The sequence below is a fragment of the Janthinobacterium sp. P210005 genome (assembly GCF_036231865.1).
Taxonomy (GTDB): Bacteria; Pseudomonadota; Gammaproteobacteria; order Burkholderiales; family Burkholderiaceae_D; genus Janthinobacterium; species Janthinobacterium kumbetense.
Map to the genome: position 1 here is coordinate 654785 of NZ_JAZARC010000002.1, position 26362 is coordinate 681146.

23 protein-coding genes are annotated in these 26362 nt (G+C 60.5%); 8 read left to right on the plus strand and 15 right to left on the minus strand.

The window, feature by feature from the left end:
• Window positions 1-95 precede the first annotated feature (95 nt).
• Window positions 96-740, minus strand: coding sequence for a 16S rRNA (guanine(527)-N(7))-methyltransferase RsmG (rsmG, locus tag VPH40_RS12970; RefSeq protein ID WP_099665945.1), 645 nt, complete (start codon window positions 738-740; stop codon window positions 96-98).
• Window positions 737-2674 carry a tRNA uridine-5-carboxymethylaminomethyl(34) synthesis enzyme MnmG gene (gene mnmG / locus VPH40_RS12975; RefSeq protein ID WP_328573613.1) on the minus strand — a complete coding sequence of 646 codons (1938 nt, stop codon included), beginning with the start codon at window positions 2672-2674 and terminating at the stop codon, window positions 737-739. The genes rsmG and mnmG overlap by 4 nt, the downstream gene beginning before the upstream one ends.
• 317 nt (window positions 2675-2991) lie before the next feature.
• Between mnmG and sugE the strand changes: the two genes are divergently transcribed.
• The 4 genes from sugE to VPH40_RS12995 all read left to right on the plus strand — a co-directional run bounded on the left by sugE (window position 2992) and on the right by VPH40_RS12995 (window position 5075).
• Window positions 2992-3312, plus strand: coding sequence for a quaternary ammonium compound efflux SMR transporter SugE (gene sugE, locus VPH40_RS12980; RefSeq protein WP_099665947.1), 321 nt, complete (start codon window positions 2992-2994; stop codon window positions 3310-3312).
• Between the two features lie 11 nt (window positions 3313-3323).
• Window positions 3324-3683: an NADH-quinone oxidoreductase subunit A gene (locus VPH40_RS12985; protein ID WP_305063063.1), complete on the plus strand. Its 360-nt coding sequence runs from the start codon at window positions 3324-3326 to the stop codon at window positions 3681-3683.
• On the plus strand, window positions 3680-3841 hold the full coding sequence (locus tag VPH40_RS12990) for a hypothetical protein (RefSeq protein WP_180278653.1): 162 nt from the start codon (window positions 3680-3682) through the stop codon (window positions 3839-3841). Before VPH40_RS12985 ends, VPH40_RS12990 begins: the two co-directional genes overlap by 4 nt.
• 76 nt (window positions 3842-3917) lie before the next feature.
• Window positions 3918-5075 (plus strand): iron-containing alcohol dehydrogenase, encoded by a 1158-nt coding sequence (locus tag VPH40_RS12995; protein WP_328573614.1) that lies wholly within the window; start codon window positions 3918-3920, stop codon window positions 5073-5075.
• A gap of 65 nt (window positions 5076-5140) precedes the next feature.
• On the opposite strand, the gene VPH40_RS13000 is transcribed toward VPH40_RS12995, so the two are convergent.
• The 7 genes from VPH40_RS13000 to VPH40_RS13030 all read right to left on the minus strand — a co-directional run bounded on the left by VPH40_RS13000 (window position 5141) and on the right by VPH40_RS13030 (window position 13876).
• Entirely contained in the window at window positions 5141-7201 is a 2061-nt protein-coding gene (locus VPH40_RS13000; RefSeq protein WP_328573615.1) for a 3-hydroxybutyrate oligomer hydrolase family protein, read from the minus strand.
• A 76-nt stretch (window positions 7202-7277) separates the two neighbouring features.
• The gene (locus VPH40_RS13005; protein ID WP_289899685.1) at window positions 7278-8258 is read right to left on the minus strand and encodes a branched-chain amino acid ABC transporter permease; all 981 of its coding nucleotides are present in this window, start codon (window positions 8256-8258) and stop codon (window positions 7278-7280) included.
• Window positions 8259-8289: 31 nt separating this feature from the next.
• Window positions 8290-9174: a branched-chain amino acid ABC transporter permease gene (locus VPH40_RS13010; RefSeq protein WP_034752662.1), complete on the minus strand. Its 885-nt coding sequence runs from the start codon at window positions 9172-9174 to the stop codon at window positions 8290-8292.
• Window positions 9175-9333: 159 nt separating this feature from the next.
• Window positions 9334-10542, minus strand: coding sequence for an ABC transporter substrate-binding protein (locus VPH40_RS13015; RefSeq protein ID WP_099665952.1), 1209 nt, complete (start codon window positions 10540-10542; stop codon window positions 9334-9336).
• Between the two features lie 76 nt (window positions 10543-10618).
• Window positions 10619-11347, minus strand: a complete 729-nt coding sequence (locus VPH40_RS13020) for an ABC transporter ATP-binding protein (RefSeq protein ID WP_077398364.1) — start codon at window positions 11345-11347, stop codon at window positions 10619-10621.
• Window positions 11347-12117, minus strand: coding sequence for an ABC transporter ATP-binding protein (locus VPH40_RS13025; protein ID WP_035823437.1), 771 nt, complete (start codon window positions 12115-12117; stop codon window positions 11347-11349). Before VPH40_RS13025 ends, VPH40_RS13020 begins: the two co-directional genes overlap by 1 nt.
• Before the next feature lie 133 nt (window positions 12118-12250).
• Complete coding sequence (locus VPH40_RS13030; RefSeq protein ID WP_289918747.1) at window positions 12251-13876, minus strand: GMC family oxidoreductase; 1626 nt, start codon at window positions 13874-13876, stop codon at window positions 12251-12253.
• A gap of 1455 nt (window positions 13877-15331) precedes the next feature.
• On the opposite strand from VPH40_RS13030, the gene VPH40_RS13035 reads away from it, so the two are divergent.
• Window positions 15332-16108, plus strand: a complete 777-nt coding sequence (locus VPH40_RS13035; protein ID WP_328573616.1) for a 5'-methylthioadenosine/adenosylhomocysteine nucleosidase — start codon at window positions 15332-15334, stop codon at window positions 16106-16108.
• A 164-nt stretch (window positions 16109-16272) separates the two neighbouring features.
• On the opposite strand, the gene putA is transcribed toward VPH40_RS13035, so the two are convergent.
• A complete protein-coding gene (putA, locus tag VPH40_RS13040) occupies window positions 16273-19926 on the minus strand; it encodes a trifunctional transcriptional regulator/proline dehydrogenase/L-glutamate gamma-semialdehyde dehydrogenase (RefSeq protein WP_328573617.1) in 3654 nt (1217 codons plus the stop codon).
• A gap of 206 nt (window positions 19927-20132) precedes the next feature.
• Between putA and VPH40_RS13045 the strand changes: the two genes are divergently transcribed.
• Window positions 20133-20588 carry an Lrp/AsnC ligand binding domain-containing protein gene (locus VPH40_RS13045; protein WP_010393827.1) on the plus strand — a complete coding sequence of 152 codons (456 nt, stop codon included), beginning with the start codon at window positions 20133-20135 and terminating at the stop codon, window positions 20586-20588.
• 204 nt (window positions 20589-20792) lie between these two features.
• Window positions 20793-22352 carry a methyl-accepting chemotaxis protein gene (locus VPH40_RS13050; protein ID WP_328573618.1) on the plus strand — a complete coding sequence of 520 codons (1560 nt, stop codon included), beginning with the start codon at window positions 20793-20795 and terminating at the stop codon, window positions 22350-22352.
• Between the two features lie 139 nt (window positions 22353-22491).
• Here the strand turns inward: VPH40_RS13050 and VPH40_RS13055 are convergent, their stop codons facing one another.
• Complete coding sequence (locus VPH40_RS13055; RefSeq protein ID WP_034783859.1) at window positions 22492-23472, minus strand: LysR family transcriptional regulator; 981 nt, start codon at window positions 23470-23472, stop codon at window positions 22492-22494.
• 192 nt (window positions 23473-23664) lie between these two features.
• On the opposite strand from VPH40_RS13055, the gene VPH40_RS13060 reads away from it, so the two are divergent.
• On the plus strand, window positions 23665-23970 hold the full coding sequence (locus VPH40_RS13060; RefSeq protein ID WP_034752641.1) for a hypothetical protein: 306 nt from the start codon (window positions 23665-23667) through the stop codon (window positions 23968-23970).
• A 66-nt stretch (window positions 23971-24036) separates the two neighbouring features.
• Here VPH40_RS13060 and VPH40_RS13065 read toward each other — a convergent pair whose 3' ends face one another.
• The 4 genes from VPH40_RS13065 to rsmD form a co-directional block, all read right to left on the minus strand.
• The gene (locus tag VPH40_RS13065) at window positions 24037-24645 is read right to left on the minus strand and encodes a chalcone isomerase family protein (protein WP_099665957.1); all 609 of its coding nucleotides are present in this window, start codon (window positions 24643-24645) and stop codon (window positions 24037-24039) included.
• A gap of 112 nt (window positions 24646-24757) precedes the next feature.
• Window positions 24758-25024, minus strand: coding sequence for a YfhL family 4Fe-4S dicluster ferredoxin (locus tag VPH40_RS13070; protein ID WP_077398358.1), 267 nt, complete (start codon window positions 25022-25024; stop codon window positions 24758-24760).
• A gap of 14 nt (window positions 25025-25038) precedes the next feature.
• Window positions 25039-25536, minus strand: coding sequence for a pantetheine-phosphate adenylyltransferase (gene coaD / locus VPH40_RS13075; protein ID WP_034752633.1), 498 nt, complete (start codon window positions 25534-25536; stop codon window positions 25039-25041).
• Window positions 25537-25648: 112 nt separating this feature from the next.
• Window positions 25649-26308: a 16S rRNA (guanine(966)-N(2))-methyltransferase RsmD gene (gene rsmD, locus VPH40_RS13080; protein WP_289899693.1), complete on the minus strand. Its 660-nt coding sequence runs from the start codon at window positions 26306-26308 to the stop codon at window positions 25649-25651.
• Between the last annotated feature and the right edge of the window lie 54 nt (window positions 26309-26362).

Genomic DNA, 26362 nt, shown 5'->3' on the forward strand with positions numbered 1-26362 from the left:
TTATATTATTTATTTCATTTATACGATATAAATCATTTATATCGTTTATACCGTATAAACTGTTTATATGATTTATACCGTTTAATTTCCGGCTTTTAAATTCTTGCTATAAAGACCAGATGACGCTCTGCATTTAGCCCTGGCACCTGGATAGGCCGCAATTCCGTCACTTGCCAGTCTGCCGGCAGTCTCTCGCGCTCGTCTGGCGGTGCCACCCCTTTCAAGGCGATGAATTGCCCGCCCTCGGCCAGCACGTGATTCGACCAGTTGACGAAGTCGGACAGGTCGGCAAAGGCGCGCGAAGTGATCACGTCGAATTTCTGCTGCACTTCCAGCTGTTCCACGCGTTTCGTGTACACGGTCACGTTGCTCAAACCCAGTTCGGCCTTCACTTGCGTCAGGAATGCCGTCTTTTTATGCACCGTGTCGATCATCGACACCTTCACATCGGGCCGCGCGATGGCCAGCACCATGCCCGGCAAGCCGCCGCCGGCGCCCACGTCGAGCACGTTTTTCGCCTGCGCGAACGCCGGCACGGCGGCCAGCGAATCGAGCACGTGCAGGGTCAGCATCTGCAGCGGATCGCGCACCGACGTCAGGTTGTACACGCTGTTCCATTTGGCCAGCAAGGCCAGGTAATCGAGCAGTTTTTCCGTCTGATCCGCGCTCAGGTCCAGCCCCAGCGCGGCGATGCCTTCATTCAAAATCTGGGCCAATGCGGCCCGGTCAAACTGCTTCATTCAACAACCTCGTCCTTTAAAGTGGTGGTCTGCGCGGCACCGAAGCCGCGCTTTTTCAGGTGAACCAGCAGCAGCGAAATCGCCGCCGGCGTCACGCCGGAAATGCGCGAAGCCTGGCCCAGGGTTTCCGGGCGCTGCTTGTCGAGTTTTTGCCGCACTTCGACCGACAGTGCACCGATATCGAGGTAATTGAAACCCTCGGGCAAGGCCAGGTTTTCGTAGTGTTCGTGACGCTCGATTTCCTTGCTCTGGCGCTCGATGTAGCCCGCATATTTGAGCTGGATTTCCACCTGTTCGCGCACAGCGGGATCCGCCACGCCGGGGCCGGCCAGGGCCTGGCCTTCGACGCCCGTCATGCTCATCAAGGTGTCGTAGGCGACGTTCGGACGGCGCAGCAAGTCCGCCAGCGAATACTCGCGCTCGATGGCCTGGCCCACGATGCGTTCCGATTCGGCGGCCGCCAGGATGCGCGGGTTGACCCACGTGGAACGCAGGCGCTCGAGCTCGCGCGCCACCGCTTCGCGCTTCGTTTCAAACGCCTGCCATTGGGCGTCGCCCACGCAGCCCAGAGCGCGGCCGATTTCCGTCAAGCGCATGTCGGCATTGTCTTCGCGCAGGCTCAAACGGTACTCGGCGCGGCTGGTGAACATGCGGTACGGTTCCTGCACGCCCTGCGTGATCAGATCGTCGACCAGCACGCCCAGATAGGCCTCGGAGCGGCCAGGTACCCAGGCTTCCTTATCCTGCGTCAGCAAGGCCGCATTCAGGCCCGCCAGCATGCCTTGCGCGGCCGCTTCCTCGTAGCCCGTGGTGCCGTTGATCTGGCCGGCAAAGAACAGGCCGGCGACGGCCTTCGTTTCCAGGGACGCCTTCAAGCCGCGCGGGTCGAAATAATCGTATTCGATGGCATAGCCGGGACGCAGGATGTGCGCGTTTTCCATGCCCTTCATCGATTGCACCAGAGCGATCTGCACGTCGAACGGCAAGCTCGTGGAGATGCCGTTCGGATAGAACTCATGCGTCGTCAAGCCTTCCGGCTCGAGGAATATCTGGTGCGATTCCTTGCCCGAGAAACGGTGGATCTTGTCTTCGATCGAGGGGCAATAGCGGGGCCCCACGCCTTCGATCACGCCCGTATACATGGGGCTGCGGTCCAGGCCGGCGCGGATGATGTCGTGCGTCTGGCTATTCGTATGCGTGACCCAGCACGGCACTTGGCGCGGGTGCATGGCCGTATTGCCCATCACGGAAAAGACGGGCACGGGATCGAGGTCGCCCGGCTGCTCTTGCATCACGGAAAAGTCGATCGTGCGCCCATCGATGCGCGGCGGCGTGCCCGTTTTCAGGCGCCCCTGCGGCAGTTTCAGCTCTTTCAGGCGGGCCGACAGCGAGATGGCGGGCGGGTCGCCGGCACGGCCGGCCGAGTAGTTATTCAAGCCCACGTGGATCTTGCCGTCGAGGAAAGTGCCGGCCGTCAGCACGACGGCGCGCGCGAGAAACTTCAGGCCGATCTGCGTCACGGCGCCGACGACACGGTCGCCTTCGACGATCAGATCATCGACCGCTTGCTGGAACAGCCACAGGTTAGCCTGGTTTTCCAGGCGCGTACGGATGGCGGCCTTGTACAAAATACGGTCGGCCTGGGCGCGCGTGGCGCGGACTGCCGGGCCTTTCGAGGAATTCAGGATGCGGAACTGGATACCGGACTCGTCGGTGGCGATCGCCATCGCGCCGCCCATGGCGTCGACTTCCTTGACCAGGTGGCCCTTGCCGATGCCGCCGATGGAAGGGTTGCACGACATCTGGCCCAGTGTCTCAATATTATGCGTGAGCAATAGCGTCTTCTGCCCCATGCGGGCGGAAGCGAGGGCCGCCTCGGTACCGGCGTGACCACCACCGACAACGATGACGTCGAATTCTGTAGGAAATAACATGATAAATAGGTAACAGTGCAAGTAAAAATGCGGGATGAGAGCTCCGATTATAGAGTCTTTTTGCAAGCGCAACCTTGCGCAGCGCATTTTTTGCTTAATTTTTACTCAGCAGGGGCAAGCCAACGGCGATTTCTGTTTCACGTGGAACACGCAGCGTGGTCAGGCAGGGGGCTGCGGTGGCGTGAAATGTTTGCTACAATTGCCGCATCGTCCGCCAACGTGACCACGCCAGTGGCCAGCGGGACGATCATCCAGGAGGACGGCCTCCCCCATCATGGGAACACACCGGGACGGCCCGCTCTGTATAAGGAGCCGCCATGGCCTGGATACTGTTACTCATTGCCGGCATGTTTGAAGTCGTGTGGGCATACTCGATGAAACTCTCCGAGGGTTTCACCAAACTCACTCCCTCCGTTGTTACCATCGTCATGATGATCGCCAGCTTCGGCTTGCTGTCCCTGGCCATGCGCACCCTGCCCTTGGGCACGGCCTACACCATCTGGACGGGCATCGGCGCCGTCGGCGCCTTCATCGTCGGCATCGTCTTTCTGGGCGAGCAAGTCAATACCATGCGCGTGTGCGCCGCCGTCCTCATCGTGTGCGGCATCGTGTTGATGAAACTGTCGTCCAGCCACTGAGAGGAATCCCCATGCTCCTCGAAAACTATTTTCCCGTCCTCCTGTTCATTCTGATCGGCATCCTGGTCGGCATCGTGCCCATGCTGCTGGGCCGCACGCTGGGTCCGCACAAGCCGGACCCGCAAAAACTGTCGCCGTACGAATGCGGCTTCGAAGCATTCGGCGACGCGCGCATGAAGTTCGACATCCGCTTCTACCTGGTGGCCATCCTGTTCATCCTGTTCGATATCGAGGTGATCTTCCTGATGCCGTGGGCGGCCAACGTCAATGAACTGGGCTTGCCCGGCTTCTGGGCCGTCATGGGTTTCCTGGGCGTACTGACCATCGGCCTGGCCTATGAATGGAAACGCGGTGCGCTGGAGTGGGAATGAGCAAGCTGCTGTTGCTCAACCTGCTGATGGGCGCCGGTCTGGCCTATGCGGCCGTGCGCGAGTATCGGCAAGATGCGCGCACATTCCGCGTGCTGGCGGCCGTTTCCAGCCTGTCGCTGCTCGTGAGCCTGGGGTTGGCTAGCCAGCTGCAAGACTAAACGGTTCCACGTGAAACATACGCGGCGCGGGAAAGCGGAGTAAGCTTGGCTTCTGTCCTTGCCGCCAGGAGTCTGCATGCCCGCCTTCCAGTTCCGCACCGTGCCGCACCTGATCGTTGAACCGGGCGCCGCCGCCCAGCTGGGCGCGCATATCGCCCACCACTTCCCCACCGTCCGCCGCGCCCTGCTCGTCACCGATGCAGGGTTTCTGCGGACGGGACTGGCCGATGCCCCTCTGCACAGCTTGCGGACGGCGGGCATCGACACCCATGTTTTTTCCGACGTGCAAGCCGATCCGCCCGAAGCCATCGTGCTGGCAGGCGTGGCCCAGGCCCGGATGTTTCACGTGGAACTGATTATCGGCCTCGGTGGCGGCAGCTCGCTGGACGTGGCCAAGCTGATCGCCGTGCTGGTCCCCGGCCACCAGGAACTGGCCCAACTGTATGGCATCGGCAATGTCCACGGTCAGCGCCTGCCCCTGGTGCAATTGCCGACCACAGCGGGCACGGGCTCGGAAGTGACGCACATCGCCATCGTCACCACGGGCGCCACCAGCAAGATGGGCGTGGTGGCGCCGCAACTGTATGCGGACCTGGCCATCCTCGACGCCAGCCTGACTCTGGGCTTGCCGCCCGCAGTGACAGCCGCCACCGGCATCGACGCCATGGTGCATGCGATCGAAGCGTACACCAGCCGTCTGTTGAAAAATCCCTTGTCCGACATGCTGGCCAGCCAGGCGCTGTCGCTGCTGTCCGCCAATCTGCTCACGGCCTGCCGCGATGGCAGCCACTTGCCGGCGCGCCAAGCCATGCTGCTGGGCGCCATGCTGGCCGGCCAGGCGTTTGCCAACGCCCCCGTGGCCGCCGTGCATGCGCTCGCCTATCCCATCGGAGGACTGTTCCACGTGCCACATGGCTTGTCGAATGCGCTGGTGCTGCCGCACGTGCTGCGTTTTAATCTGTCCCACGCGGCGCCCCTGTACGCGCAACTGGCAGCCATCGTGCAGCCCGGCGTTACGGGCAGCGATGAGGCGCGGGCGAACGCCCTGATCGACGCCATGCAGGAGATTGCCTCGGCCACGGGCATCGCCCGCACCCTGCGCGAGGTGGGCATCGCGGCCAGCGACCTGGACCGGCTGGCCGACGAAGCCATGCTGCAGACGCGCTTGCTGGGCAATAATCCCCGTCCCGTCACGCGCGGCGATGCGCGCGCCATCTATGCGGCCGCGCTGTAAAAACATACAAGACATAAAAAAAGCCACGCATGACGCGTGGCTAGCCTTGCGACCACAAGCCGCCGCTAGTTGGGAATATCCACCACCGTGCCCGTCACGCTGATGACATTGCCGGCCGCCGGCGTTGCCGCAATGGCCGGCACGTTGACATTCGTGATCAGGGTCGACGCATCGGCGCGCGTCACCGTGCGCACCACCTGCGATGGCGGCAAGGCTTGCTTGGCGTTCAAGTGCGCATACATGGCGTCCAGCGCCCGGTTCAGGTACACGTGCAGGGGCACGATCAGGGTCGGCAAGGCGCTGCTGAAGGAATCGAAGTGGTTCGCGTTGGTCACCTCGATATAGCGCAAGCGGCTATTCGTCCCCTCCGCCGCTGCGTTCAGCCCCAGATAGGCGCGCGAAGCGTGATTGACGGGAATCAAGGTGTCGCTGCGGCCATGCACGATGAGGGCCGGCTTGCCATTGAGTTTGCCCGTCGCCTGCACCTCGGCCATGCCTGCCCGCACGCGCACGCTTTGCGCGGCCAGCGTACCCTGCAAGTTGGCGTTGCTGACGGCATCGCGTCCCGTCGCCAGGCTGCGCAGGCACAGGAAGCCGTCGAGCGACTGGTCCGCCAGGCTGCTCGATGGCGACACGCCGGCCGTGTACACCCTGGCGCCGCCCACGCTGTTCTCGTACACGACATTGCCCACGATGCCGCTCTGCGCGGCAAAGCTGACAGCCTTTTGCGCCGTGGTAAACGCGACCGGATTGCCGCTGAGATCCGTCTGCGCAAACGTGAAACCGCACACTTTATCGGTCACAGAGAATTTGCCGTAGGCATACGCATACGTGACGGCCACGAGGATATTCGTGCCCGCGTGCGCCGCCTGCAGCGGATCGGAATCCGCTAGCCAGCCATACGCGCGCAAGCGCTGTTTCGCGTCCGCCTGCTGCGCCGCCAGGTCGGCGCCGTTCAGCAAGCCCTTGGTCACCAGCGCCGTACAGCGTCCCGCATTGCCCGCCACGGAAGCGATGCACGGCTGATACAGGGCGGCATAGGTGGCGTAATCGAACAGCGCGCGGCCGGGATTGGCGACGAGCGCCCCGCCCTGGCGCACACTGTAGGCAGTCGATGGCGCCGGCTGGACTTGCGGCTCGCTGGCCGCCACGCCGCCGATCAAGCCCTTGCTATCCTGTTCCGCCGCCAGCAAGGCCGAGCCGGCGCCGTTGGAAATGCTGGAGGCAATCGTGATGGTGTTCTTCGGCGTCAGCCGCACGACGCGCGAACTGCCGTCGCGGGCCAGCACGCCATAGCGCTCGTTCAACACGTAATACGCCATCTCGATGGCCTGCAGGGTGACCTTGCCCCAATCCTTCTCGGGATTCTGCTGCGAATGCGCGTGCTTGAAGGCGATGCGGTTCGGGTTGGCAGCAGCCCAGGCCAGCCGGTCGGCATCGCTCAAGTCGGGCGCGAAGAGCGCGTTCTTGCCGGCGGCCACCCTGCCCGCGCGCACGCCGTTCTGCAGGTTGACGCTGTCATCTTCAAACACATACAGGCCCGTGCCGGAGCCCTTGTCGGCATACGCCACGGCGCAGCCCTTTTTCAGCCCCCATTCGCCCGAACTGCCGATGGCGCCGTAAATGCCGCGCGAGCCGCTGGACGTGCCCGTGACGATGCAGGCATGGTCCGGGTCGAAGCTGGCCGGCACCTGCACCATCAGGGTGACATTCTTCTTGCCCGTGCCATCGTCGGCATACGCGATGTATTCGCTGCCGGCGATCAAGCCCTCGCCCGTGCCCACGTTCCCGGACGCATCCACGTTCGGGCCGTACAGGGTGCCGTAGCCGCTGTTGGCGCTGATATCGAGCACGGCGCGGTAGTTGGCGTGTATCGCATTGCGACGCAGCTCGAGTGGCGTCGGCTGCTCCCCGTTCGCATACGCGGGCGTGGCCGCCGCCAGCCCCGTCTTGCCCAGGCCGGCCGTGAGCAGATCATTGCTCTTGCCGTCGTAGTCGGCGCGCGTGATGGTGCCCAGGTAGCCCGGCATCTGGTTCAGCTCTTCCGGTGCATGGTTGCTGCCGCAGGCTGCCAACGCCAGCAGGGTGCACAGGCCGCTCCCCGCGCGCGTGATCGTCGTTTGCATGGTGGTTCTCTCCGTTAAGGTAACAGTGGACGCACAATGAAAAACGCCGGACGATCCGTCCGGCGTTGCTTGAAAATCAGACAGCGGCTTTGGCTGACCTGCCGCCGAAGCGCGCGATGGCTTCGCCGACGATGCCGCGCCGAAACATCAGCACGCAGATGACGAAGATCACGCCGGTCACCATGCCCACCGATTCGCCCAGGGTGCCGAACCACTCGATGCCCGTGTGCGTGGCCAGGTAGGTGCCGACATCGCCCAGCTTGTTTTCCAGCGCGATGATCAACACGGCGCCGAGGATGGGGCCGGACAAGGTGCCCATGCCGCCCACCAGTGTCATCAGCACGACCAGGCCCGACATGCCCCAGTACACGTCGGTGAGGGTTTCAAAGCCCAGCACCAGCGTCTTGGTGGCGCCGGCCAGCGCAGCCAGCGAAGCGGACAGCACGATGGCCATCAGCTTGTACTTGTTGACGTCGTAGCCCAGCGAGATGGCGCGCGGTTCGTTTTCCTTGATCGCCTTGAGCACTTGTCCGAACGGCGAGTGGATGGTGCGCACGATCAGGGCGAAGCCGGCGACAAAAATCGCCAGCACGACGTAGTACAAGACGGTGTCATTGCCCAGGTCTATCGTGCCCAGCAAGGTTCCACGTGGAACACCCTGCAAGCCATCCTCGCCCCCCGTGAACGGCAGGCGCAAGGCCAGGAAGTACACCATCTGCGCCAGCGCCAGGGTGATCATCGTAAAGTAGATGCCCTGGCGGCGAATCGCCAGGCCGCCGATCACCAGGCCCAGCAAGGCGCCCGTGGCAACGCCGGCCAGCAATCCCAGTTCCGTTGGCCAACCCCAGGTGCGCAGCGCGTAGCCGGTGACATAGCCGGCGCCGCCGAAGAAGGCCGCATGGCCGAACGACAGCAAGCCCGTGTAGCCGATCAGCAAGTTGAAAGCGCAGGCAAACAGGGCAAAGCACAGCAACTTCATCAGGAAGACGGGATAGCCGTAAAACGGGGCCGCCAACGCCAGCAGCAAGGCAATGGCGTAGCCTACATTCTTATTCATCGTGGTAGCTCCAATACATGACTGATGAGGATTACTTTTCTTTGCCGAACAGGCCGGCGGGACGCAGCAGCAGCACGATGACCATCACCACGAACACCACGGTAGCCGAGCCTTCCGGGTAGAACACGCGGGTCAGGCCCTCGATCACGCCCAGGCCCAGGCCCGTCAGGATGGAACCCATGATGGATCCCATGCCGCCAATCACCACCACGGCAAACACGACGATGATCAGGTTCGAGCCCATCAGCGGCGAGACCTGGATGATGGGCGCCGCCAGCACGCCGGCGAAACCGGCCAGGGCCACGCCGAAGCCGAACGTCAACGTCACCATCAGCGGCACGTTGATGCCGAACGCTTCCACCAGTTTCGGGTTTTCCGTGCCGGCCCGCAGGTAGGCGCCCAGCTTGGTTTTTTCGATGACGAACCAGGTCGCCAGGCAGACGGAAAGCGAGGCGATGACCACCCAGGCGCGGTAGTTCGGCAGGATCATGAAACCGAGGTCCGTCGCGCCGGCCAGCGCTTCGGGCACGGCATACGGCTGGCCCGAGACGCCGTAGAAGGAACGGAACACGCCTTCCATGATCAGGGTGATGCCGAAGGTCAGCAGCAAGCCATACAGGTGGTCGAGTTTATACAGCCAGCGCAGCATGGTCTTTTCGATCAGGATGCCGACCAGGCCGACGAGGATAGGGGCGATGACCAGCATGGCCCAGTAATTGATGTCGAAATAACTGAGGCCCATCCAGGCCAGGAAGGCGCCCATCATGTACATGGCGCCGTGCGAGAAATTAATCACATTAAGCAAGCCGAAGATGACGGCCAGACCGAGGGACAACATGGCATAGAACGAGCCGTTGACGAGACCCAGCAGCAGCTGGCTCATCATCGCTTGTATTGGAACGCCGAAAATTTCCATGGCATCACAGTATAAAAAGCACCGCCGGGTAGCGGTGTGGTATCAAGGGAAACGCGCCACCGCAAACGGGAGCGGCGGCGCAAGGCGAACCCTGCGGGCGAAGCGTGCAGGACAGAGCACCCGCGCAGCGGTGGGCACTCCGTAGAGATTGCTACAGCATTACTTCCACAGCGAACACTTCGACTCGGCCTTGGTCACATACGCTTGCGCGCCGGGCACGGTGGCGACCACCTTGTAGTAATCCCATGGATACTTCGACTCGGACGGTTTCTTGACTTCCATCAAATACATATCGTGCACCATGCGGCCATCGGGACGCACTTCGCCATTCTGGGTAAACATGTCGTTGATCTTGGTCTTTTTCAGATAGGCCATGACCTTTTCCGTGTCGTCCGTACCCAGCGCCTTGACGGCTTTCAGGTAGTTCGCCGCGGCCGAGTAATCGGCCGCCTGCAGCATCGACGGTTCCTTCTTCATCTTGGCGAAATAGCGTTTCGACCAGGCGCGCGTCTCCGCATTCAAGTCCCAGTACCAGCCGTCCGTCAGGTACATGCCCTGCGTCAGGTTCAAGCCCAGCGAATGGATGTCATTGATGAAGATCAGCAAGCCGGCCAGCTTCATCGATTTCGTCAGGCCAAACTCGTTGGCCGCCTTGATGCTGTTGATGGCGTCGCCACCGGCATTGGCCAGACCGAGGATTTGCGGTTTTGCCGCTTGCGCCTGCAGCAGGAAGGACGAGAAATCGGAAGCGCCCAGCGGATGCTTGACGCTGCCCAGCACCTTGCCGCCAGCCGCCTTGACGACCTCGGCCGTGTCTTTTTCCAGCGAATGGCCAAACGCATAATCGGCCGTCATGAAATACCAGTTCTTGCCGCCCTGCTTGACGATGGTGCCGCCCGTGCCGCGCGCCAGCGCCACCGTGTCATACGCGTAATGCACGGTGTACGGCGTGCATTCCTCATTCGTCAGGCGCGACGAACCGGCGCCGATGGCGATGAAGATTTTCTTCTTTTCCGCCGCCACCTTGGCCATCGCCAGGCTGGCGCCGGAATTGGTGCCGCCGATCAGCATGTCGACGCCCTGCTGGTCGAACCATTCGCGCGCCTTCGAGGCGGCGATGTCGGCCTTGTTTTGATGGTCGGCGGAAATGAATTCCACCTTTTTACCGGCCAGCACCACGCCGGCATCGGCGATCGCCATCTTGATGGCTTCCGCGCCACCGAGGCCGTCGACGTCGGAATACACGCCCGACATGTCGGAAATAAAACCGATCTTGATGGTGTCGCCCGATACCTGGGCGTGCGCGGCGCTGGACAAGCCCAGGGCGCAAAGAGTGGCGGTGGCAATGGCGATAGCGTTACGTTTCATAGTGTCTCCGTTGGGATTATTGTTTGCTATTCAGTCGATTGCTGGACGATGACGAGTACAACAGACTACATGGGGACTACACGCCAAGCAGCTCGGTCAATACCGGCATCTTGGCCTCCAGTTCGGATGCAGCAAAAGTCTCGACGATCTGACCGTGCTCCATCACATAAAACCGGTCCGCCAGCGGCGCGGCAAACCGGAAATTCTGTTCCACCATGACGATGGTGTAACCCTTTGCTTTCAGGGTGGTGATCATGCGCGCCAAGCCTTGCACGATGACGGGCGCCAGGCCTTCGGAAATTTCATCGAGCAGCAGCAAACGCGCGCCCGTGCGCAGGATGCGCGCCACGGCCAGCATCTGCTGTTCCCCGCCCGACAGGCGCGTGCCCTGGCTGTGGCGGCGCTCCTGCAAGTTCGGGAACATCGCGTAGATTTCCTCCACCGACATGCCCTTCTCGCCGCTGGCCAGGGTCGGCGGCAGCAACAGGTTTTCCTCCGTCGACAGCGAGGAAAAAATACCGCGCTCTTCAGGACAATACCCGATGCCCAGGTGGGCGATTTTGTGCGTGGCCAAACCTATCGCTTCGACGCCGTTGACTTTGATGGAGCCCGTGCGTGCGCCCGTCAGCCCCATGATGGCGCGCAAGGTGGTGGTACGGCCGGCGCCGTTGCGGCCCAGCAAGGTCACCACTTCGCCCTGCTCCACTTTCAGGTTCACGTCGTGCAGGATGTGCGATTCGCCATACCAGGTGTGCAGTTGTGCAATTTCCAGCGCGGGTGCGCTGCCATTCGCTCGTGTCGCCATCAATGCGCCCCTTCCAGTTCCGCGTGGGTGGTGCCCATGTACGCTTCCATCACTTGCGGATTGCGCGACACTTCCGCGTAACTGCCTTCGGCCAGCATGGCGCCACGCTGCAAGACAGAAATCTTGTCGCAGATGCCGGAAACCACGCTCATATTGTGTTCCACCATCAAAATCGTGCGGCCGGCCGACACCTTCTTGATCAGTTCCGTCACGCGGTGCACGTCTTCGTGGCCCATGCCTTGCGTTGGTTCGTCGAGCAGCATCATTTCCGGCTCCATCGCCAGGGTGGTGGCAATTTCCAGCGCCCGCTTGCGGCCATACGGCATGTCGACCGTGATGGTGTCGGCGAACTCCGTCAGGTCGACTTCGGCCAGCAAGGCCATGGCGCGGTCGTTGAGCTGATTCAATGCCCGTTCGCTCTGCCAGAAGTGAAACGAGGTGCCGAGCTGGCGCTGCAAGCCGATGCGCACATTTTGCAGCACGGATAAATGCGGGAAGACGGCGGAAATCTGGAAGGAACGGATCACGCCCATGCGCGCGATCTGGGCCGGTTTGGCGGCCGTGATATCTTTCCCGTTGAACAGGATCTGTCCGGAAGTGGGGACCAGGAATTTGGTGAGCAAGTTGAAACACGTGGTCTTGCCGGCGCCGTTCGGACCGATCAAGGCGTGGATATGGCCCCGCTCTACCTTCAGGTTCACCTCGCTCACAGCGGTGAATCCCTTGAATTCCTTGGTCAAATTTCTTGTTTCCAAGATTACGTTTGACATCGTGTCTCCTAGTTGTACTTTTTGTACTACTTAGTCATTTTTATAATACACAACTTAAATTTAACGCACAATACAGTATAACTACGGGGATTTTTCGCCGGCCCGAATGGCGCAAACTCGCACGCTTGCCCAGCTATTTCCAGGCCGCGTGTATCATTTGCGCCGCTTTTTCCGCGATCATCACGGTGGGCGAGTTCGTATTACCAGAAGTAATGTACGGCATGATGGAAGCATCGACGACGCGCAAACCAGCCACGCCGAGCACGCGCAGCTGGCTGTCGACCACGCTCAAGGGATCGCTGGCCAGGCCCATGCGGCAGGTACCGACCGGGTGAAAGATGGTGGTGCCGATCTGGCTGGCCGCCTGCGCCAGTTCTTCCTGGCTCTGGAATTGCACGCCGGGCTTGTATTCCTGTGGCGCAAACTTACTTAACGCCGGCGCGGCAGCGATGGCCCGCGTCAGGCGCAAGGCGTCGGCCGCCACGGCGCGGTCTTGCTCGGTACTCAGGTAATTGGGCACGATCTTCGGCGCCGCATAACTGTCGCCCGACGCGATATGCACGTGGCCGCGCGAGGTGGGGCGCAGATTGCACACGCTGGCCGTAAACGCGGGAAAAGAGTGCAACGGTTCGCCGAATTTATCCAGCGACAGCGGCTGCACGTGATATTGCAGGTTCGGCGTGGCTTGCTGCGGATCGGACTTGGCGAACGCTCCCAGCTGCGACGGCGCCATCGACATGGGCCCGCTCTGGAACAGCGCATATTGCAAGCCGATCTGCATTTTTCCCACGATATTGCTGGCCATCACATTCAAGGTTTTCACGCCCTGCACCTTGTAAACCATGCGCAGCTGCAAATGATCCTGCAAATTGCCACCCACGCCAGCCGCATCGAGCACCGGCACAATCCCATGCTGCTGCAGCAAGGCGGCCGGGCCGATGCCGGACAATTGCAGCAATTGCGGCGAACCGATGGCGCCCGCCGTCAGCAGGGTTTCCCGCCGGGCCGTCGCCTGCCACTGCGTGCCGCCGCCCGTAAACACGATGCCCGCGCAGCGCGGTCCCGCGTCCGTCGTTTCCAGCAGCAGACGTTCCACGTGGCAACCCGTCATGATGGTCAGGTTCGGGCGGCGCGATGCCGGTTTCAAGAACGCTTTCGAGGTATTCCAGCGGATGCCGCGGCGCTGGTTGACGTCGAAATATGCGCTGCCGCTATTGTCGCCGCCATTGAAATCGCTGGTTTTCGGGATGCCGACCTGCTGCGCCGCATCGCGGAATGCATTCAGGATATCCCAGGACAGGCGCTGTTTTTCCACGCGCCACTCGCCGCCCACGCCGTGGTTTTCCGAGGCGCCGCCGTAGTAATCCTCGCTTTGTTTAAAGAGCGGCAAGACCTTGTCCCAGCGCCAGGAAGCGTCGTCCGTCAGGTCGGCCCAGTGGTCGTAATCGCCGGCCTGGCCGCGCATGTAGATCATGCCGTTGATGGAAGAGCTGCCGCCCAGCACTTTTCCGCGTGGATAGATCAGGCTGCGCCCGCCCAGGCCCGCATCCGCCTGCGTGGAATACAGCCAGTCCGTGCGGGGATTGCCGATGCAATGCAGATAGCCGACGGGGATGTGGATCCACACGTAATCGTCCTTGCCGCCCGCTTCCACGAGCAAAACGTTGGCGTCCTTGTCGCGCGTGAGCCGGTTGGCCAGCACGCAACCTGCCGTGCCGCCGCCCACGATGATGTAGTCGTATTCGCCTGCCGATTCCAATGAAGCTCCTTTCGGTATGCCATCAAGCTGTCGCGCGGCGTGTCTCCCCGCCGCGTCCCTGTACCAGAGTCTGTCTTTCTTCATGCATGCATGGCTGCTGAGCCGCCTTGAGATTACCACCAGTGCCGGGCCAGGGCGACATTAATCGTGGCCCGCGATACGGCCGAGCATCACGGCAAGCTCCAAAACAGGGTCGCCAAGCTGTGGATAACCGTATGGATATCCACAGGTACGATATGTGCGTAAACGAAAAATTTTTTGGACGCCTTTTTTTTATCCCAAAACCATCCCCGGCAGATACAACCCTTACTCAGCGTTTATCCGTACGCCAAGCGATTGTTTACAAGGATAAATCCGGACTTATCCACAGAAGATGCCGCCGTTAACTACTATTACTATTCTTGTATACGAACTTGTTAAGGTAAACCCGACAACGCACGCTTTGCCTGTCCTTCGCCTTCGAGAACGTTGACAAGCCTCTCTTCAAAAAAACAGACGCGCCTCTTTGACTGACAAAAAAAAATCCAGCCAACAACTGAGCAACGAAAACCGGCACGGCCGGCATCACGCGCACAGCATTGCCAAACCGTTTTGCAAAATGGAAACGTCAACAGGCTTGAGCAGGCAGCGTGCCAGCAAGCGGTTCGATGTAGAAAAGAGGGGGAATTTGAGACGATTGTGGATAAGTCACTTGATATCCACAGGATGACTTGTGAGTAAACACGAAGTTATGCGCAGGCCCGCATTTTATACAATTTTGCTCCTCGCGTGATACAGCGATTATGCACGCTTTATTTTGCGCGTAAACGATTGATCCTGTTGAAAAAAAGCGACTTATCCACAGAAAAAAACGCGTTTACTATTACTACTATTTTTATATATAGATCTATTGTAAACCGACAAAAAAAGCGGAAGTCCGGGGATATTTCCAAAAAGCATGCAAAAACCGCCAAAAAAAAAGCCAACGGCGACATCGCGAGCCACTGCCAAACCGTCTTCCAGGAATCACCTGGATGCCAAGGTTCATGAAAGAACAACGCTCGTGGTTGCTCAACCAGGATTGCCAGGCAAGGATCAAGGCAAACGAAACACGTCAAACATGCCACTACAGCAAGAAAATCCGTGATTTTTGCTTGCTGCTGTGGATAAGTGCCTGCATATCCACAGGATGAGATGTGGGAAAAGTCGATCTTTGTCCACAGCCCGATTTTTATCCCAAACAAGTCCTCCGTAGATACAATGCTTGTGCGCCTACTTTTTTGTGCGCCAAGTCGATGATTTTTATACGGTATACCGACTTATCCACAAAAAAATGGCCGTTTACTATCACTACTATTTTTATGTATACATCTTTATTTAAAACACAGAAACAAACGCGAACGGTGGAAAAGTCACCGAAATAGCTGTTTTCACCCTGTAAACCGTTTGGCAATCCAAAAAACCTGTAAAAACAGCATGAATTCACACAAAAAAATGCGTTTGGGCATCATCAGTGCCTTGCACGAAGAACAGCAGGGGCTGGTAGAAGCCATGCAAGGCCCCCAGAGGCGTTCGCACGGCATGCGCGACTACACCCTGGGAACCCTGTGGAATATCGACGCTGTGTGCGTCCTGTCGCGTCTGGGCAAGGTTGCCGCTGCCATGACAGCTTCTATCCTTGTGGAAAAGTACGGAGTTACCCACATCGTCTTCACCGGCGTGGCCGGCAGTGGGGATAAACACGTGAAAGTCGGCGATATCGTCGTGGCCGAAGCGCTGTTGCAGCACGATATGGATGCCCGTCCCCTGTTTCCCCGCTTTGAAGTGCCGCTGACGGGACTGCAGCGCTTTGCCACAGACCTTGAACTGAGCACACAACTGGCTGCCGCCGCGGAAGATTTCCTGCGTGACGATGTGTCCAGCGTGCTCAAGGCGGCGGATATTGCGCAATTCAGCCTGCAGCACGCGCAAGTGCACCGCGGCCTGATCGCCAGCGGCGACCAGTTCATCAGCAGCGCCGCGCATATGAACCAGCTGAAAGAAGATATCCCCGACCTGCTGGCCGTCGAAATGGAAGGCGCCGCCGTGGCGCAAGTGTGTTTTGAACTGGGCGTGCCGTTTACCGTCATGCGCACCATTTCCGACAACGCCAACGAAGAGGCGGCAGTCGACTTCATGCGCTTCGTGCAAACCGTCGCTTCGCCGTACGCGTTGACGGTGATTCAGCAGCTGTGCCAGCGCCTGGCTGGCTGATTTTTCAGCTAGCGTGCATAAAAAAAAGGCAGAACCACTGGTTCCGCCCTTCTTATTTCAATAAAGGAGCCTGAAAAATGTTCAGGGCTAGGCGCCTTGCCGCAGGCAGTACGAATGTACGGCCAGACAAGGCAACAACGCCCTGGGCTTTTTCTCAGGTTCCTTTAGACGCTGAGCATCATCAGGCTGGCGTTACCGCCGGCCGCCGTCGTATTCACGCACAGCGCCCGCTCAGCGACCAGGCGCCACAGGGGGATGACACCCTCTGGCGTGGTGGCGATGGTGCCCACCAGGGCCCCTTCCCGTGCCGCCAGCAGCGGTTTGAGCTGGCCATCGAGGCAAGGCTCGATCATGGCGATCTGGAAATCATGCTTGACGGACTCCAGGCTGCTGACGACCTGGATGCGGTCCTTCAGTGCGGCCGGCAAATCGCCGGGGATCAGATCCGGCGCTTGCGCCAGCACGAGGGCCTGGTTACCGGTGGCCAGGACGGCTGCCAGCTGGTTCATCAGCGTGCCGGACGTTGCTGCCGCGCACAGAATCGTGCCGCGCGCGGCAAAGCTCAGGGTATTGCGCTCGCCCGTCGGGCCTGGCAAGACGGTGGTGCTGCCCAGCAAGGTGGTGCGTGCATAGTCCTGCGCCAGTTGCTGCACCTGGTCGTGGCCATGCATCTTCGCCCACACGGTGAGCGCATCGAGGGCCGGCGGCGCCTGGCGCTGGTGCTGCGCGCCGGCTGGCGCATTGCGCTGCAAGCGTTTCAGGTACAGGGGGCCGCCCGCCTTGGGGCCGGTGCCGGACTTGCCTTCGCCGCCGAACGGTTGCACGCCGACGACGGCGCCGACGATGTTGCGGTTCACATAAATATTGCCCACGTGCGCGCGCTTGGTGATGAAATCGATGGTTTCATCGATGCGCGTATGGATGCCCAGGGTCAAGCCGTAACCGCTGTCATTGATCGATTGCACCAATTGCGGCAGTTCGGCCCGCTTGTAGCGGATCACGTGCAGCACGGGGCCGAAGACTTCCTGCGTCAATTGCGCCAGCGACTTGATTTCCAGCACGGTCGGGGCGACAAACGTGCCTTTGACGGTCGGCAAATCGAGCGAATAATGGTCGATGGCCATGGTTTTCATCTTGTTGATGTGCGCCAGCAAGTTACCTTGCGCTTCCGCATCGATGACGGGACCGATATCCGTGGCCAGGCGGTCAGGATTGCCAACGCGCAATTCCTGCATCGCGCCTTTCAGCATGTGGATGGTCTTGTCGGCGATTTCCGTTTGCAGGAACAGCACGCGCAAGGCCGAGCAGCGCTGGCCGGCGCTGTCGAAGGCGGACGACATCACATCCTGCACCACTTGCTCCGGCAAGGCGGACGAATCGACGATCAGGGCATTCTGGCCACCCGTTTCGGCGATCAGGGGAATGTCGATGCCTTCGGCCACGGCACGCGCGGTCAGGTTGCGGTTGATCAATTGCGCCACTTCCGTCGAGCCCGTGAAAATCACGCCTTTGACGCGCGTGTCATTGCACAGGCCAGCGCCGACGATCTCGCCGCTGCCGGGCAAAAATTGCAGCGCGCCGCGCGGCACGCCCGCCGCATGCAGCAATTGCACGGCGCGGTGGGCGATCAGCGGCGTTTGCTCGGCCGGCTTGGCCAGCACCACGTTGCCCGCCGCCAGGGCGGCGGCCAGCTGGCCCGTAAAGATGGCCAATGGGAAGTTCCACGGACTGATGCAGGTGACGGGCCCCAGCGCCAGGGTGTTCGGCACGTGTTCCACCTGCGCCGCGTAGTAGCGCAGGAAGTCGACGGCTTCGCGGATTTCCGCGATCGCGTTCGGCAGGGACTTGCCCGCTTCGCGCACGGCCAGTGCCATCAGCTCGATATGGTGTTCCTCGAACAGGTCGGCCGCACGCAGTAACGCTTGCGCGCGGAGCGACGGTTCCGTCGTTTGCCAATCCATGGCAAAGGCGCTGGCGCTGGCCAGGGCCGTTTCCACGTCGGCTTGACCGGCTTCCATGACCTTGCCCACGACATCGTCGTGCTGGGCCGGGTTGTGCAGCATGTGCGTGGGGCCGTTCAGGCTGACGGCGCCATCGATCAGCGGCGCCGCCTGCCACGTCTGCTGCTGCGCCAGGCCCGTGGCCAGGGTGCGCAAAGTGTCTTCATTCGACAGGTCCAGGCCGGCCGAGTTCCTGCGTTCGCTGCCAAACATGTCCAGCGGCAATGGAATCGACGGGTGCGGCAAGCCGCCCTGCAGGCGCGCCTGTTCCAGCGGATCGCGGATCAGGCTATCGATGGCCACGCTTTCGTCGACGATCTGGTTGACGAAGGACGAGTTGGCGCCGTTTTCCAGCAGGCGGCGCACCAGGTAGGCCAGCAGGGTTTCATGCGAGCCGACAGGGGCGTAGATGCGGCACGGCTTGTCGAGGTTGTCGGGGCCGACGACCTGGTCGTACAAGGTTTCGCCCATGCCGTGCAGGCACTGGAATTCGTAGTCGGTAATGCCGTCGCGCTTGGCCCACGTATAAATGGTCGACAGGGTTTGCGCGTTATGCGTGGCAAACTGTGGATAGATCAGGCTGCTGGCTGCCAGCAGTTTTTGCGCACACACGAGGTAAGAGACGTCCGTGTAGACCTTGCGCGTGTAGACGGGATAGCCTTCCTGGCCGTCGACTTGCGCGCGTTTGACTTCCGCATCCCAATACGCGCCCTTCACCAGGCGCACCATGAACTTGCGGCCGCTGCGGCGCGCCAGGTCGATCAGGAAATCGATGGCGAACGGGCAACGCTTCTGGTACGCCTGCACCACGTAGCCGATGCCGTCGAAGCCGGCCAAATCGGCATCAAAGGCCAGTGCTTCCATCAGGTCGAGCGACAGTTCCAGGCGGTCCGTCTCTTCCGCATCGATGTTGAAGCCGATGTTGTACTGTTTGGCCAGCAACAGCAGCGCTTTGACTTTTGGCAACAATTCTTCCAGGACGCGGGCGCGCTGGGCGCGGCTGTAGCGCGCGTGCAGGGCCGACAGTTTCACGGAAATGCCGGGGCCATTGCGGATGCCGCGGCCGTTCGAGGCTTTGCCGATGGCATGGATCGCCGTTTCGTACGAGGCGTAGTAGTTGGCCGCGTCTTGCTGCGTCAGGGCCGCTTCGCCCAGCATGTCGTACGAGTAGCGGTAGCCGCGCGTTTCGTTGTCGCGGCTGTTCTTCAACGCTTCCTCGATGGTCTGGCCCGTCACGAACTGGTTGCCCAGCATGCGCATGGCCAGGTCGACGCCCTTGCGGATCAGCGGTTCGCCGCCTTTGGCGATGAGCTTGGTCATGGCCGAACCGAGGCCCGATTCGCTGCTGGTACTGACCAGTTTTCCCGTGATCAGCAAGCCCCAGGTGGCCGCGTTGACGAACAGTGACGGCGATTCGCCCAGATGTTTCTTCCAGTCGCCCTTGCTGATTTTGTCGGCGATCAGACGGTCGGCCGTTTGACTGTCGGGTATACGCAACAGCGCTTCAGCCAGACACATCAATGCAACACCCTCTTCCGACGATAGCGAGAACTCGTGCATCAGTGCATCGACGCCGGAGGCGCGTGTGCGTTTTTGGCGCACGTTCGAGACCAGGCGGTGCGCCAGGGCTTGCCCTTCGGCTATCGTTTCGGTGCTGCTGGGGCGGACTTGTTGCAACAGCCACTGCACGGCGGAAACCTCATCGCGCCTATAGGCGGCGGTGACGGCGGCGCGTTGTGGTGTCGCTTCGGGCAGGATTTCTGCCTGGAACGCAGCAAAAGGAATCGGGGTAAAAGCCGAGGGGCCTGCAGGGTGCATAAGTGCTCTTTACAAGGAAAAGGGGACGAAAACTGACGTAATTCTTGCTCTTTTTTGGTGCAAAAAAATACAGAAAGTCGGACGTTAAGATGATTCGATTGTAAAGGGGATTCTTATGGATTAATTCTGGTAATACAGGGGACTAGCAATAGATAGTTTTTGATGCGACAATTTAACCAAATAATATTAATTTGGGGGTGATGGTAATGCTGGACAAGATCAGTAAGAAAATCTTGATGGAATTGCAGAGCGATGGACGCATCAGCAATGTGGAGCTGGCCGCGCGCGTGAACCTGTCGCCGGCCGCCTGCCTGGAGCGCGTGCGCAAGTTGCACGAATCCGGTTACATCATGGGCTATACGGCCCAGTTGAACCCGCAGCTGCTCGACGTGTCGCTGCTGGTGTTCATCGAAGTGGTGCTCGATCGCACGACACCGGAAGTGTTCGACGCCTTCAAGCATAGCGTACAAATCATTCCAGAGGTACTGGAATGTCACATGGTGGCCGGCGGTTTCGATTACCTGGTCAAGGCGCGCGTCAAGGACATGGCCGCCTACCGCGAATTCCTGGGCAAGACGCTGTTGCAGAAAGGTGTGCGGGAAACCCACACTTATGCCGTCATGGAAGAGGTCAAAAACACGACCAAATTGCCAATTAAGTGACCCTGGTGTAGCCGCCCCACTTTTCTGATTGAGCTATCGGAACAAATGTTGTAGGGTAGAACTACAATTCTGCTATCCGGTAGCCGCCTGAAACGCCGCGCAGACGGTCACTTCAGGGTGCAAAGTGGGCAATCGTGCCCACCCGCATACGGTTACGGCACGTCCCTTTCGCGGGACGTGACGGGTTCGCGCAGCGGGGGACAAATGAAGCAGTTGCAGCATCAGCTGGTGCGTTTCTTTGTATTCACGATCCTGGCCATGGCCGTCGCCTGTTGCCTGGCCTATCTGTTGTTGCTCTCGGGCGGCGACCATCCCTATCTGATTGCCTGCGTGGCCGCCGCCATCGGCGCCGCGCTGCTGGCGTTTGCCGGCCGTCCGCGCGGCGAGCCGAGCTTGCACCAGTTCGCCGATACGGTGGGCAACGCCATCGATGCCATCATGATCGGCGCGGCGGAAACCTCGTATTTTGTCGATTCCGTCAAACAGAAGGTGGAACTCGATGTCCGCACGGCCAGCGACATTGCCGACAGTTCCGTACAAAATGCCGCGATGACGGAAAAGATCGCCGCCAATGCGGAACGGGCCGCCAAGGTGGCCGCCGGCGTGCGCGTGGAAAGCGTGGCGGCGCGCGCCGAAGTGGACCAGGGCTTGCTGCGCATCAATAACGCACGCGAGGAAGCGCAAGGCGCTTCCAGCAACATGCTGAGCTTGCAGGAAAAATCCAAACGCATCACGGGCTTTACGGAAGCCATTTCCGATATTTCCGCGCGCACCAACTTGCTGGCGCTGAACGCCGCCATCGAAGCGGCGCGCGCCGGCGAACATGGGCGCGGTTTTGCCGTGGTGGCCGGGGAAGTGCGGCAATTGGCGCAGCGCACCAAGGAAGCTTCCGATGAAATCAGCGTGATGGTGCGCGAAATCAATGAACAGTCGGAAAAAGCCGCACGCGGCATGAGTTCGCTGGCGGCCGGCGTCACGGAAGCGGCGCGCAATGTGCAAAGCGTGCACGCCTCGCTCAGCCATATCGAGCAGTCATCGGGCGAGTCCGAGGACGAGATCGGGCAAATCGCCCGCGCCTCGCGCGAACACGTCGAGACGACGCAAGTGATCGCCGACGCCATCGGGCAAATCCGCGACAGCATGCTGTCGACGAATGCCGAATTGCCGCGCGCCACGCAATCGGCCATGGCCCTGGCCGAGCGGGCCGAAGTGATCGCCGGCGCCCTGGGCGAATCGAGCGTGGCCACGCCGCACGACGAGATCCGCGAGGCGGCCCAGCGCGCCGCGCGCGACGTGGGCAAACTCTTCGAGCAAGCGATCGCCTCGGGGCGCATCACGCGCGACGCCCTGTTCGACCGCCATTACCGCCCCATCCCGAATACCGATCCGCCCAAGCACAACACGAAATTCGACGCGTTCACGGACAAGGTGCTGCCCGACTTGCAGGAAGGCGTGCTGGCGGCATTGCCCCACCTGGCGTATGCGGGCGCCGTCGACAACAATGGATATTTTCCAACGCACAACAAGAAGTTTTCCCAGCCGCTGACGGGCGATTACGCCACCGATATCGTAAATAACCGCACCAAGCGCATCTTCAGCGACCGCACGGGCAAGCGCTGCGGCAGCAACACCAAGGCGTTCCTGTTGCAGACCTATAAACGCGACACGGGCGAGGTCATGCACGATTTATCCGTGCCCATCCACGTCGAGGGCAAGCACTGGGGCGGTTTTAGAATCGGTTACAGGTCCAGCAGCCACGCATGATGAACATCTGATTAAATCTACTGCGCGTCGTAATTTGCGGCTTGCGATGCTCACTGTGCTTGAGCACAGTTCCGCTTCTCGGCCACAACTTACTTCCGCTCGCTACGATTTTCTCAGACGTTCGTGCCGCTAATGTTTTTCACTCGACATGCGGTTTCGGCGCCACGCCGCCGCCGGCCGCCGTGGCCGTGCGCAGGGTTGGCGTGTTCATGCTTTCCAGGTGGTTGCGCAGCCATTTGTGGGCGGGGCTGCGGGCGTCGCGCTCGTGCCACAGCATGTCCAGGTGGACGGCTGGCAAGGTCAACGGCAAATCCTTGTACAGCAGCGATTCCGTCATGCCCGTCGAGGCGATCAAATGGCGCGGCAAGACCGTGATCAGGTCGGAATTTGCGACGACCCGCCCAGCGGTAAAGAACTGGTTGACCGTCAACAAGATGCGCCGTTCGCGGTGGATCTGCGACAGCGCCTCGTCGATCAAGCCATGCGCGCGGCCGGAAAAGCTCACCAATAAATGGTTGGCCGCGCAGTAGTTATCCAGGGTCAATTCCTTGTCGGCCAGCGGATGGCCGCGCCGCATCACGCACACATACTTGCCGGAATACAGGCGCTCGTGGCGGATGGGCGAACCCGTTTCACTCGACAATTGCGCCGCCACGCCGGGAAAGAAGCCCACGGCCAGGTCGATGTCGCCGCGCAGCAGCATCGGGCGCGGTTCGCGCGTGGTCAGCGGCATCATGCGCACGTTGACGCCGGGCGCTTCCCGTTCGATCGAGCGCATCAGCGAAGGCAGCCAGAACGCGGCCGTCGCATCGGCCATGGCCATGCGGAAAGTGGCATGTGTTTTCGACACGTCGAAGGTTTCCGGCGTGACAGCCGCTTCCAGGCTGGCCAGGGCCGAGCGCACGGACGGCCACAGCGCTTCGGCGCGGGGCGTGGGTTTCACGCCATAGGCCGTGCGGATCAGCAATTCATCACCGAGGCTCTCGCGCAGGCGTTTGATGGCGTTCGATACCGCCGGCTGCGTCATCGCCAGGTGGCCGGCTGCGCGCGTCAGGTTTTGTTCCGTCATGACGGCGTCGAAAACACGCAGCAAGTTCAGATCCAGCGTCAGAAAACTCATGGAAAGCCCAAGATAAAAGTTGAATTGATTACTTAAGAGTGTAAACCGCGCCGGGCACGAATATTTTCACTCGTAAAAAAATATTACAGTTTTCCATTCACGATTCATATAATTGGTATCAAGAAATGGAATTAGATTTATATGTTGCACTGCACTATAGTACTGGCAAATTCTATAATGCACTGGAACACTATGTCTACCTTCGCCTCCGCCCTGTACGCAGTATCCGCACCCGTGCTGGAGATTTCCCTGCTGAACGCCCTGCAACTCGTGCTGGTGATCGTCGCCGTGGGCGCCTTCGCCCTGCTGTTCAAGCCTTTGCTGGTGGGCATCGCCCGCGCCATGATGCTGGTGGTGCGTCCCAAGCTGAGCCGCGAAGAGCGCCTGGCGCGCCAGCAGATGCGCGAAGCGCAAGCCTTGAAACGCACGCTCGGCAAGATGGATGGCGTGTCGCCAAGCAATGCCGCCGAATTGCGCGCCCTGTCGACGCGTGCCTGAGCGAGCAACTGTTGCAGAATGACAAGCCGGCCTGCGCCGGCTTTTTTTACGCTTGCCGCCAGCCGATTACGCCATGTCGCCCAGCAAATGCGCGCGCAACATGGTGTCGGCCGGATGGGCACCTATCCAGATTTTCAGCAGCGCATTATAGAAAGCCAGGTCCGGCACCGTGTCGCCCACCTGTTTGCCGTTCAGCTTGCACAACGTTCCCTCTTCCGGCAGCCAGTCCACGGTGAGAATGTCGCCCTTTTTCAGGCCGGGCACCATTTCGAACATGGCGCCGAACTGCATCGTCTGGCTCAGCAGGCGCGTGCGGTCGGCCTGGTCGGAACTGCGCTTCAAGCCTTGCATGAAGGCTTGCCCCAGCTCGTCGGAAGTGATGTCGCGCAGCATGACGATTTCCAGGCGGCGAGGCCCGGGCAGCGCCAAGATGTCGGCCAGCTGGGTTTTCTTTTCAGGCAGGTACAGCGCGATCGTGTACACCTTGAAGATGACCTTGTAGCGCACGCCGGCGCCGTTGAGTTTTAATTCGCGGCTGGCCAGCTGCACCGTCTCGTCCAGCTTGACGCCGCCCACCTCGACGGCGAGCGCCGGTCGTGCCACGGCGGCGCACAGGCTGGCGCATAGGCAGGCGGTGGCCAGGGAGCGGCCCAAACGGGATGTGCTTATTTGCATCTTCTACCTCCGTGGAAACCATGGGCTGTGGATAAGTCAGCACACAGTGTAGAACAGTTGGCAGAAGCTGGCGCCACGCAGACGTGGCCCGGAAGTGGCGCGGGAGAAAAGCTCAGGCTTTGGCGGCGGGCAGTTCCGCCTGCAGGCGTTCGTACTTGGCCATCAATTGCTCCGGGCTTTCGCGCCAGGCGGGATTGAAGGGGATGCAGCTGACGGGGCACACTTGCTGGCATTGCGGCTCGTCAAAGTGGCCCACGCATTCGGTGCACTTGTTGGGATCGATTTCGTAGATTTCCGCGCCCATGTAGATTGCGTCATTCGGGCACTCGGGCTCGCAAATGTCGCAATTGATGCATTCGTCGGTGATCAGTAATGCCATGATTTCACTCTTACTTATTGCGATGAGGCAGCGTTGGCGGCAATCTTGTTTTGCAGCCAGCGGTTCACCGAGGGGAAGACAAACTTGGAGACGTCGCCGCCCAGCGCCGCGATTTCGCGCACGATGGTGCCCGAAATGAACTGGTACTGGTCGGATGGCGTCAGGAACATGGTTTCGACATCGGGCAGCAGGTAGCGGTTCATGCCCGCCATCTGGAATTCGTATTCGAAGTCGGAGACGGCGCGCAAGCCGCGCACGATGACCCGCGCTTCATGCTTGCGCACGAAATCCTTGAGCAGGCCGGAAAAGCTTTCCACTTGCACATTCGGATAGTGGCCGAGCACTTCGTTGGCGATTTCCAGGCGTTCGTCGAGCGAGAAAAACGGTTGCTTGTTCTTGCTGTCGGCCACACCGACGATCAGCTTGTCAAACAGACCCGATGCGCGGCGCACCAAATCTTCATGACCGCGCGTGAGCGGATCGAATGTTCCTGGATAAACGGCTACAACCATTGCGGCTCCCTGACGATGCACCAATATAGACGCGCATTATGCCTGAAATTGGTGACCACCTTGGTGCTGCGCCTCGGGGCAGGGAGCTTTTTTGCCTCATTTATAGGCAGATTCAGGCAGTAGCCGGCACTTTGTTGTAAGTTAGCAAATGATAATAAACGGTGCCCGCCTTGTCGGCGCGGATGACTTCCCACGGCGCCATCCACTCCGGTTTTTCCAGGGCGCTGGTTGCATCGAAGACGAGCGGCAAGCCCGATTCCGCATACACCATGCCGCCTTCCTTGAGCAGGTTGGCGCACAGCGGCAACACTTTCGCGAGGAAATCCTGCTGGTAGGGCGGATCGAGGAAGATCAGGTCGAAACGCTGGCCGCGCGATGCCAGGCCTTGCGCCGTCAGCAAGGCGTCGCCGCGCAGCAGCTGGACATTGTCGGCGCGCAATTTCGTCTTGTTTTCTTCCAGCTGGCGGATCACGGGCGTATGGGTGTCGACCATGGTGACGGCGGCGGCGCCGCGGCTGGCCGCCTCGAAGCCCAGTGCGCCGCTGCCGGCGAACAGGTCCAGCACCTGGGCATTGGCCCAGTCGCCGTCGCGCAAGTGGTTGATCCAGTTAAACACGGTTTCGCGCACGCGGTCCGGTGTCGGGCGCAAGCCCAGTGCCTGCAAAACAGGCAGCACGGAGCGCTTCCACTGGCCGCCGATGATGCGCACCTGGTTCGGTGGCGGCGCGTGGTGGACGGGGACTTTGGCGGGTTTCTTAATTTTCTTTTGCATGGGTATTTCTTCAATTCGATGGCGGCCACTATAGCATATGGCCCCCTCCCCCCT

Bases quoted from the DNA above. Each gene is read 5' to 3' on its own strand.
- VPH40_RS12990 (WP_180278653.1), top strand. From the start codon at position 3,680: ATGAGCAAGCTGCTGTTGCTCAACCTGCTGATGGGCGCCGGTCTGGCC.
- VPH40_RS13020 (WP_077398364.1), bottom strand. From the start codon at position 11,347: ATGGCGACACGAGCGAATGGCAGCGCACCCGCGCTGGAAATTGCACAA.
- VPH40_RS13035 (WP_328573616.1), top strand. From the start codon at position 15,332: ATGAATTCACACAAAAAAATGCGTTTGGGCATCATCAGTGCCTTGCAC.
- VPH40_RS13045 (WP_010393827.1), top strand. From the start codon at position 20,133: ATGCTGGACAAGATCAGTAAGAAAATCTTGATGGAATTGCAGAGCGAT.
- VPH40_RS13055 (WP_034783859.1), bottom strand. From the start codon at position 23,472: ATGAGTTTTCTGACGCTGGATCTGAACTTGCTGCGTGTTTTCGACGCC.
- rsmD (WP_289899693.1), bottom strand. From the start codon at position 26,308: ATGCAAAAGAAAATTAAGAAACCCGCCAAAGTCCCCGTCCACCACGCG.
- coaD (WP_034752633.1), bottom strand. From the start codon at position 25,536: ATGGTTGTAGCCGTTTATCCAGGAACATTCGATCCGCTCACGCGCGGT.
- sugE (WP_099665947.1), top strand. From the start codon at position 2,992: ATGGCCTGGATACTGTTACTCATTGCCGGCATGTTTGAAGTCGTGTGG.
- VPH40_RS13070 (WP_077398358.1), bottom strand. From the start codon at position 25,024: ATGGCATTACTGATCACCGACGAATGCATCAATTGCGACATTTGCGAG.
- VPH40_RS13005 (WP_289899685.1), bottom strand. From the start codon at position 8,258: ATGAATAAGAATGTAGGCTACGCCATTGCCTTGCTGCTGGCGTTGGCG.
- VPH40_RS12995 (WP_328573614.1), top strand. From the start codon at position 3,918: ATGCCCGCCTTCCAGTTCCGCACCGTGCCGCACCTGATCGTTGAACCG.
- mnmG (WP_328573613.1), bottom strand. From the start codon at position 2,674: ATGTTATTTCCTACAGAATTCGACGTCATCGTTGTCGGTGGTGGTCAC.
- VPH40_RS13010 (WP_034752662.1), bottom strand. From the start codon at position 9,174: ATGGAAATTTTCGGCGTTCCAATACAAGCGATGATGAGCCAGCTGCTG.
- VPH40_RS13025 (WP_035823437.1), bottom strand. From the start codon at position 12,117: ATGTCAAACGTAATCTTGGAAACAAGAAATTTGACCAAGGAATTCAAG.
- VPH40_RS13015 (WP_099665952.1), bottom strand. From the start codon at position 10,542: ATGAAACGTAACGCTATCGCCATTGCCACCGCCACTCTTTGCGCCCTG.
- VPH40_RS12985 (WP_305063063.1), top strand. From the start codon at position 3,324: ATGCTCCTCGAAAACTATTTTCCCGTCCTCCTGTTCATTCTGATCGGC.
- VPH40_RS13000 (WP_328573615.1), bottom strand. From the start codon at position 7,201: ATGCAAACGACGATCACGCGCGCGGGGAGCGGCCTGTGCACCCTGCTG.
- VPH40_RS13050 (WP_328573618.1), top strand. From the start codon at position 20,793: ATGAAGCAGTTGCAGCATCAGCTGGTGCGTTTCTTTGTATTCACGATC.
- VPH40_RS13060 (WP_034752641.1), top strand. From the start codon at position 23,665: ATGTCTACCTTCGCCTCCGCCCTGTACGCAGTATCCGCACCCGTGCTG.
- rsmG (WP_099665945.1), bottom strand. From the start codon at position 740: ATGAAGCAGTTTGACCGGGCCGCATTGGCCCAGATTTTGAATGAAGGC.
- putA (WP_328573617.1), bottom strand. From the start codon at position 19,926: ATGCACCCTGCAGGCCCCTCGGCTTTTACCCCGATTCCTTTTGCTGCG.
- VPH40_RS13065 (WP_099665957.1), bottom strand. From the start codon at position 24,645: ATGCAAATAAGCACATCCCGTTTGGGCCGCTCCCTGGCCACCGCCTGC.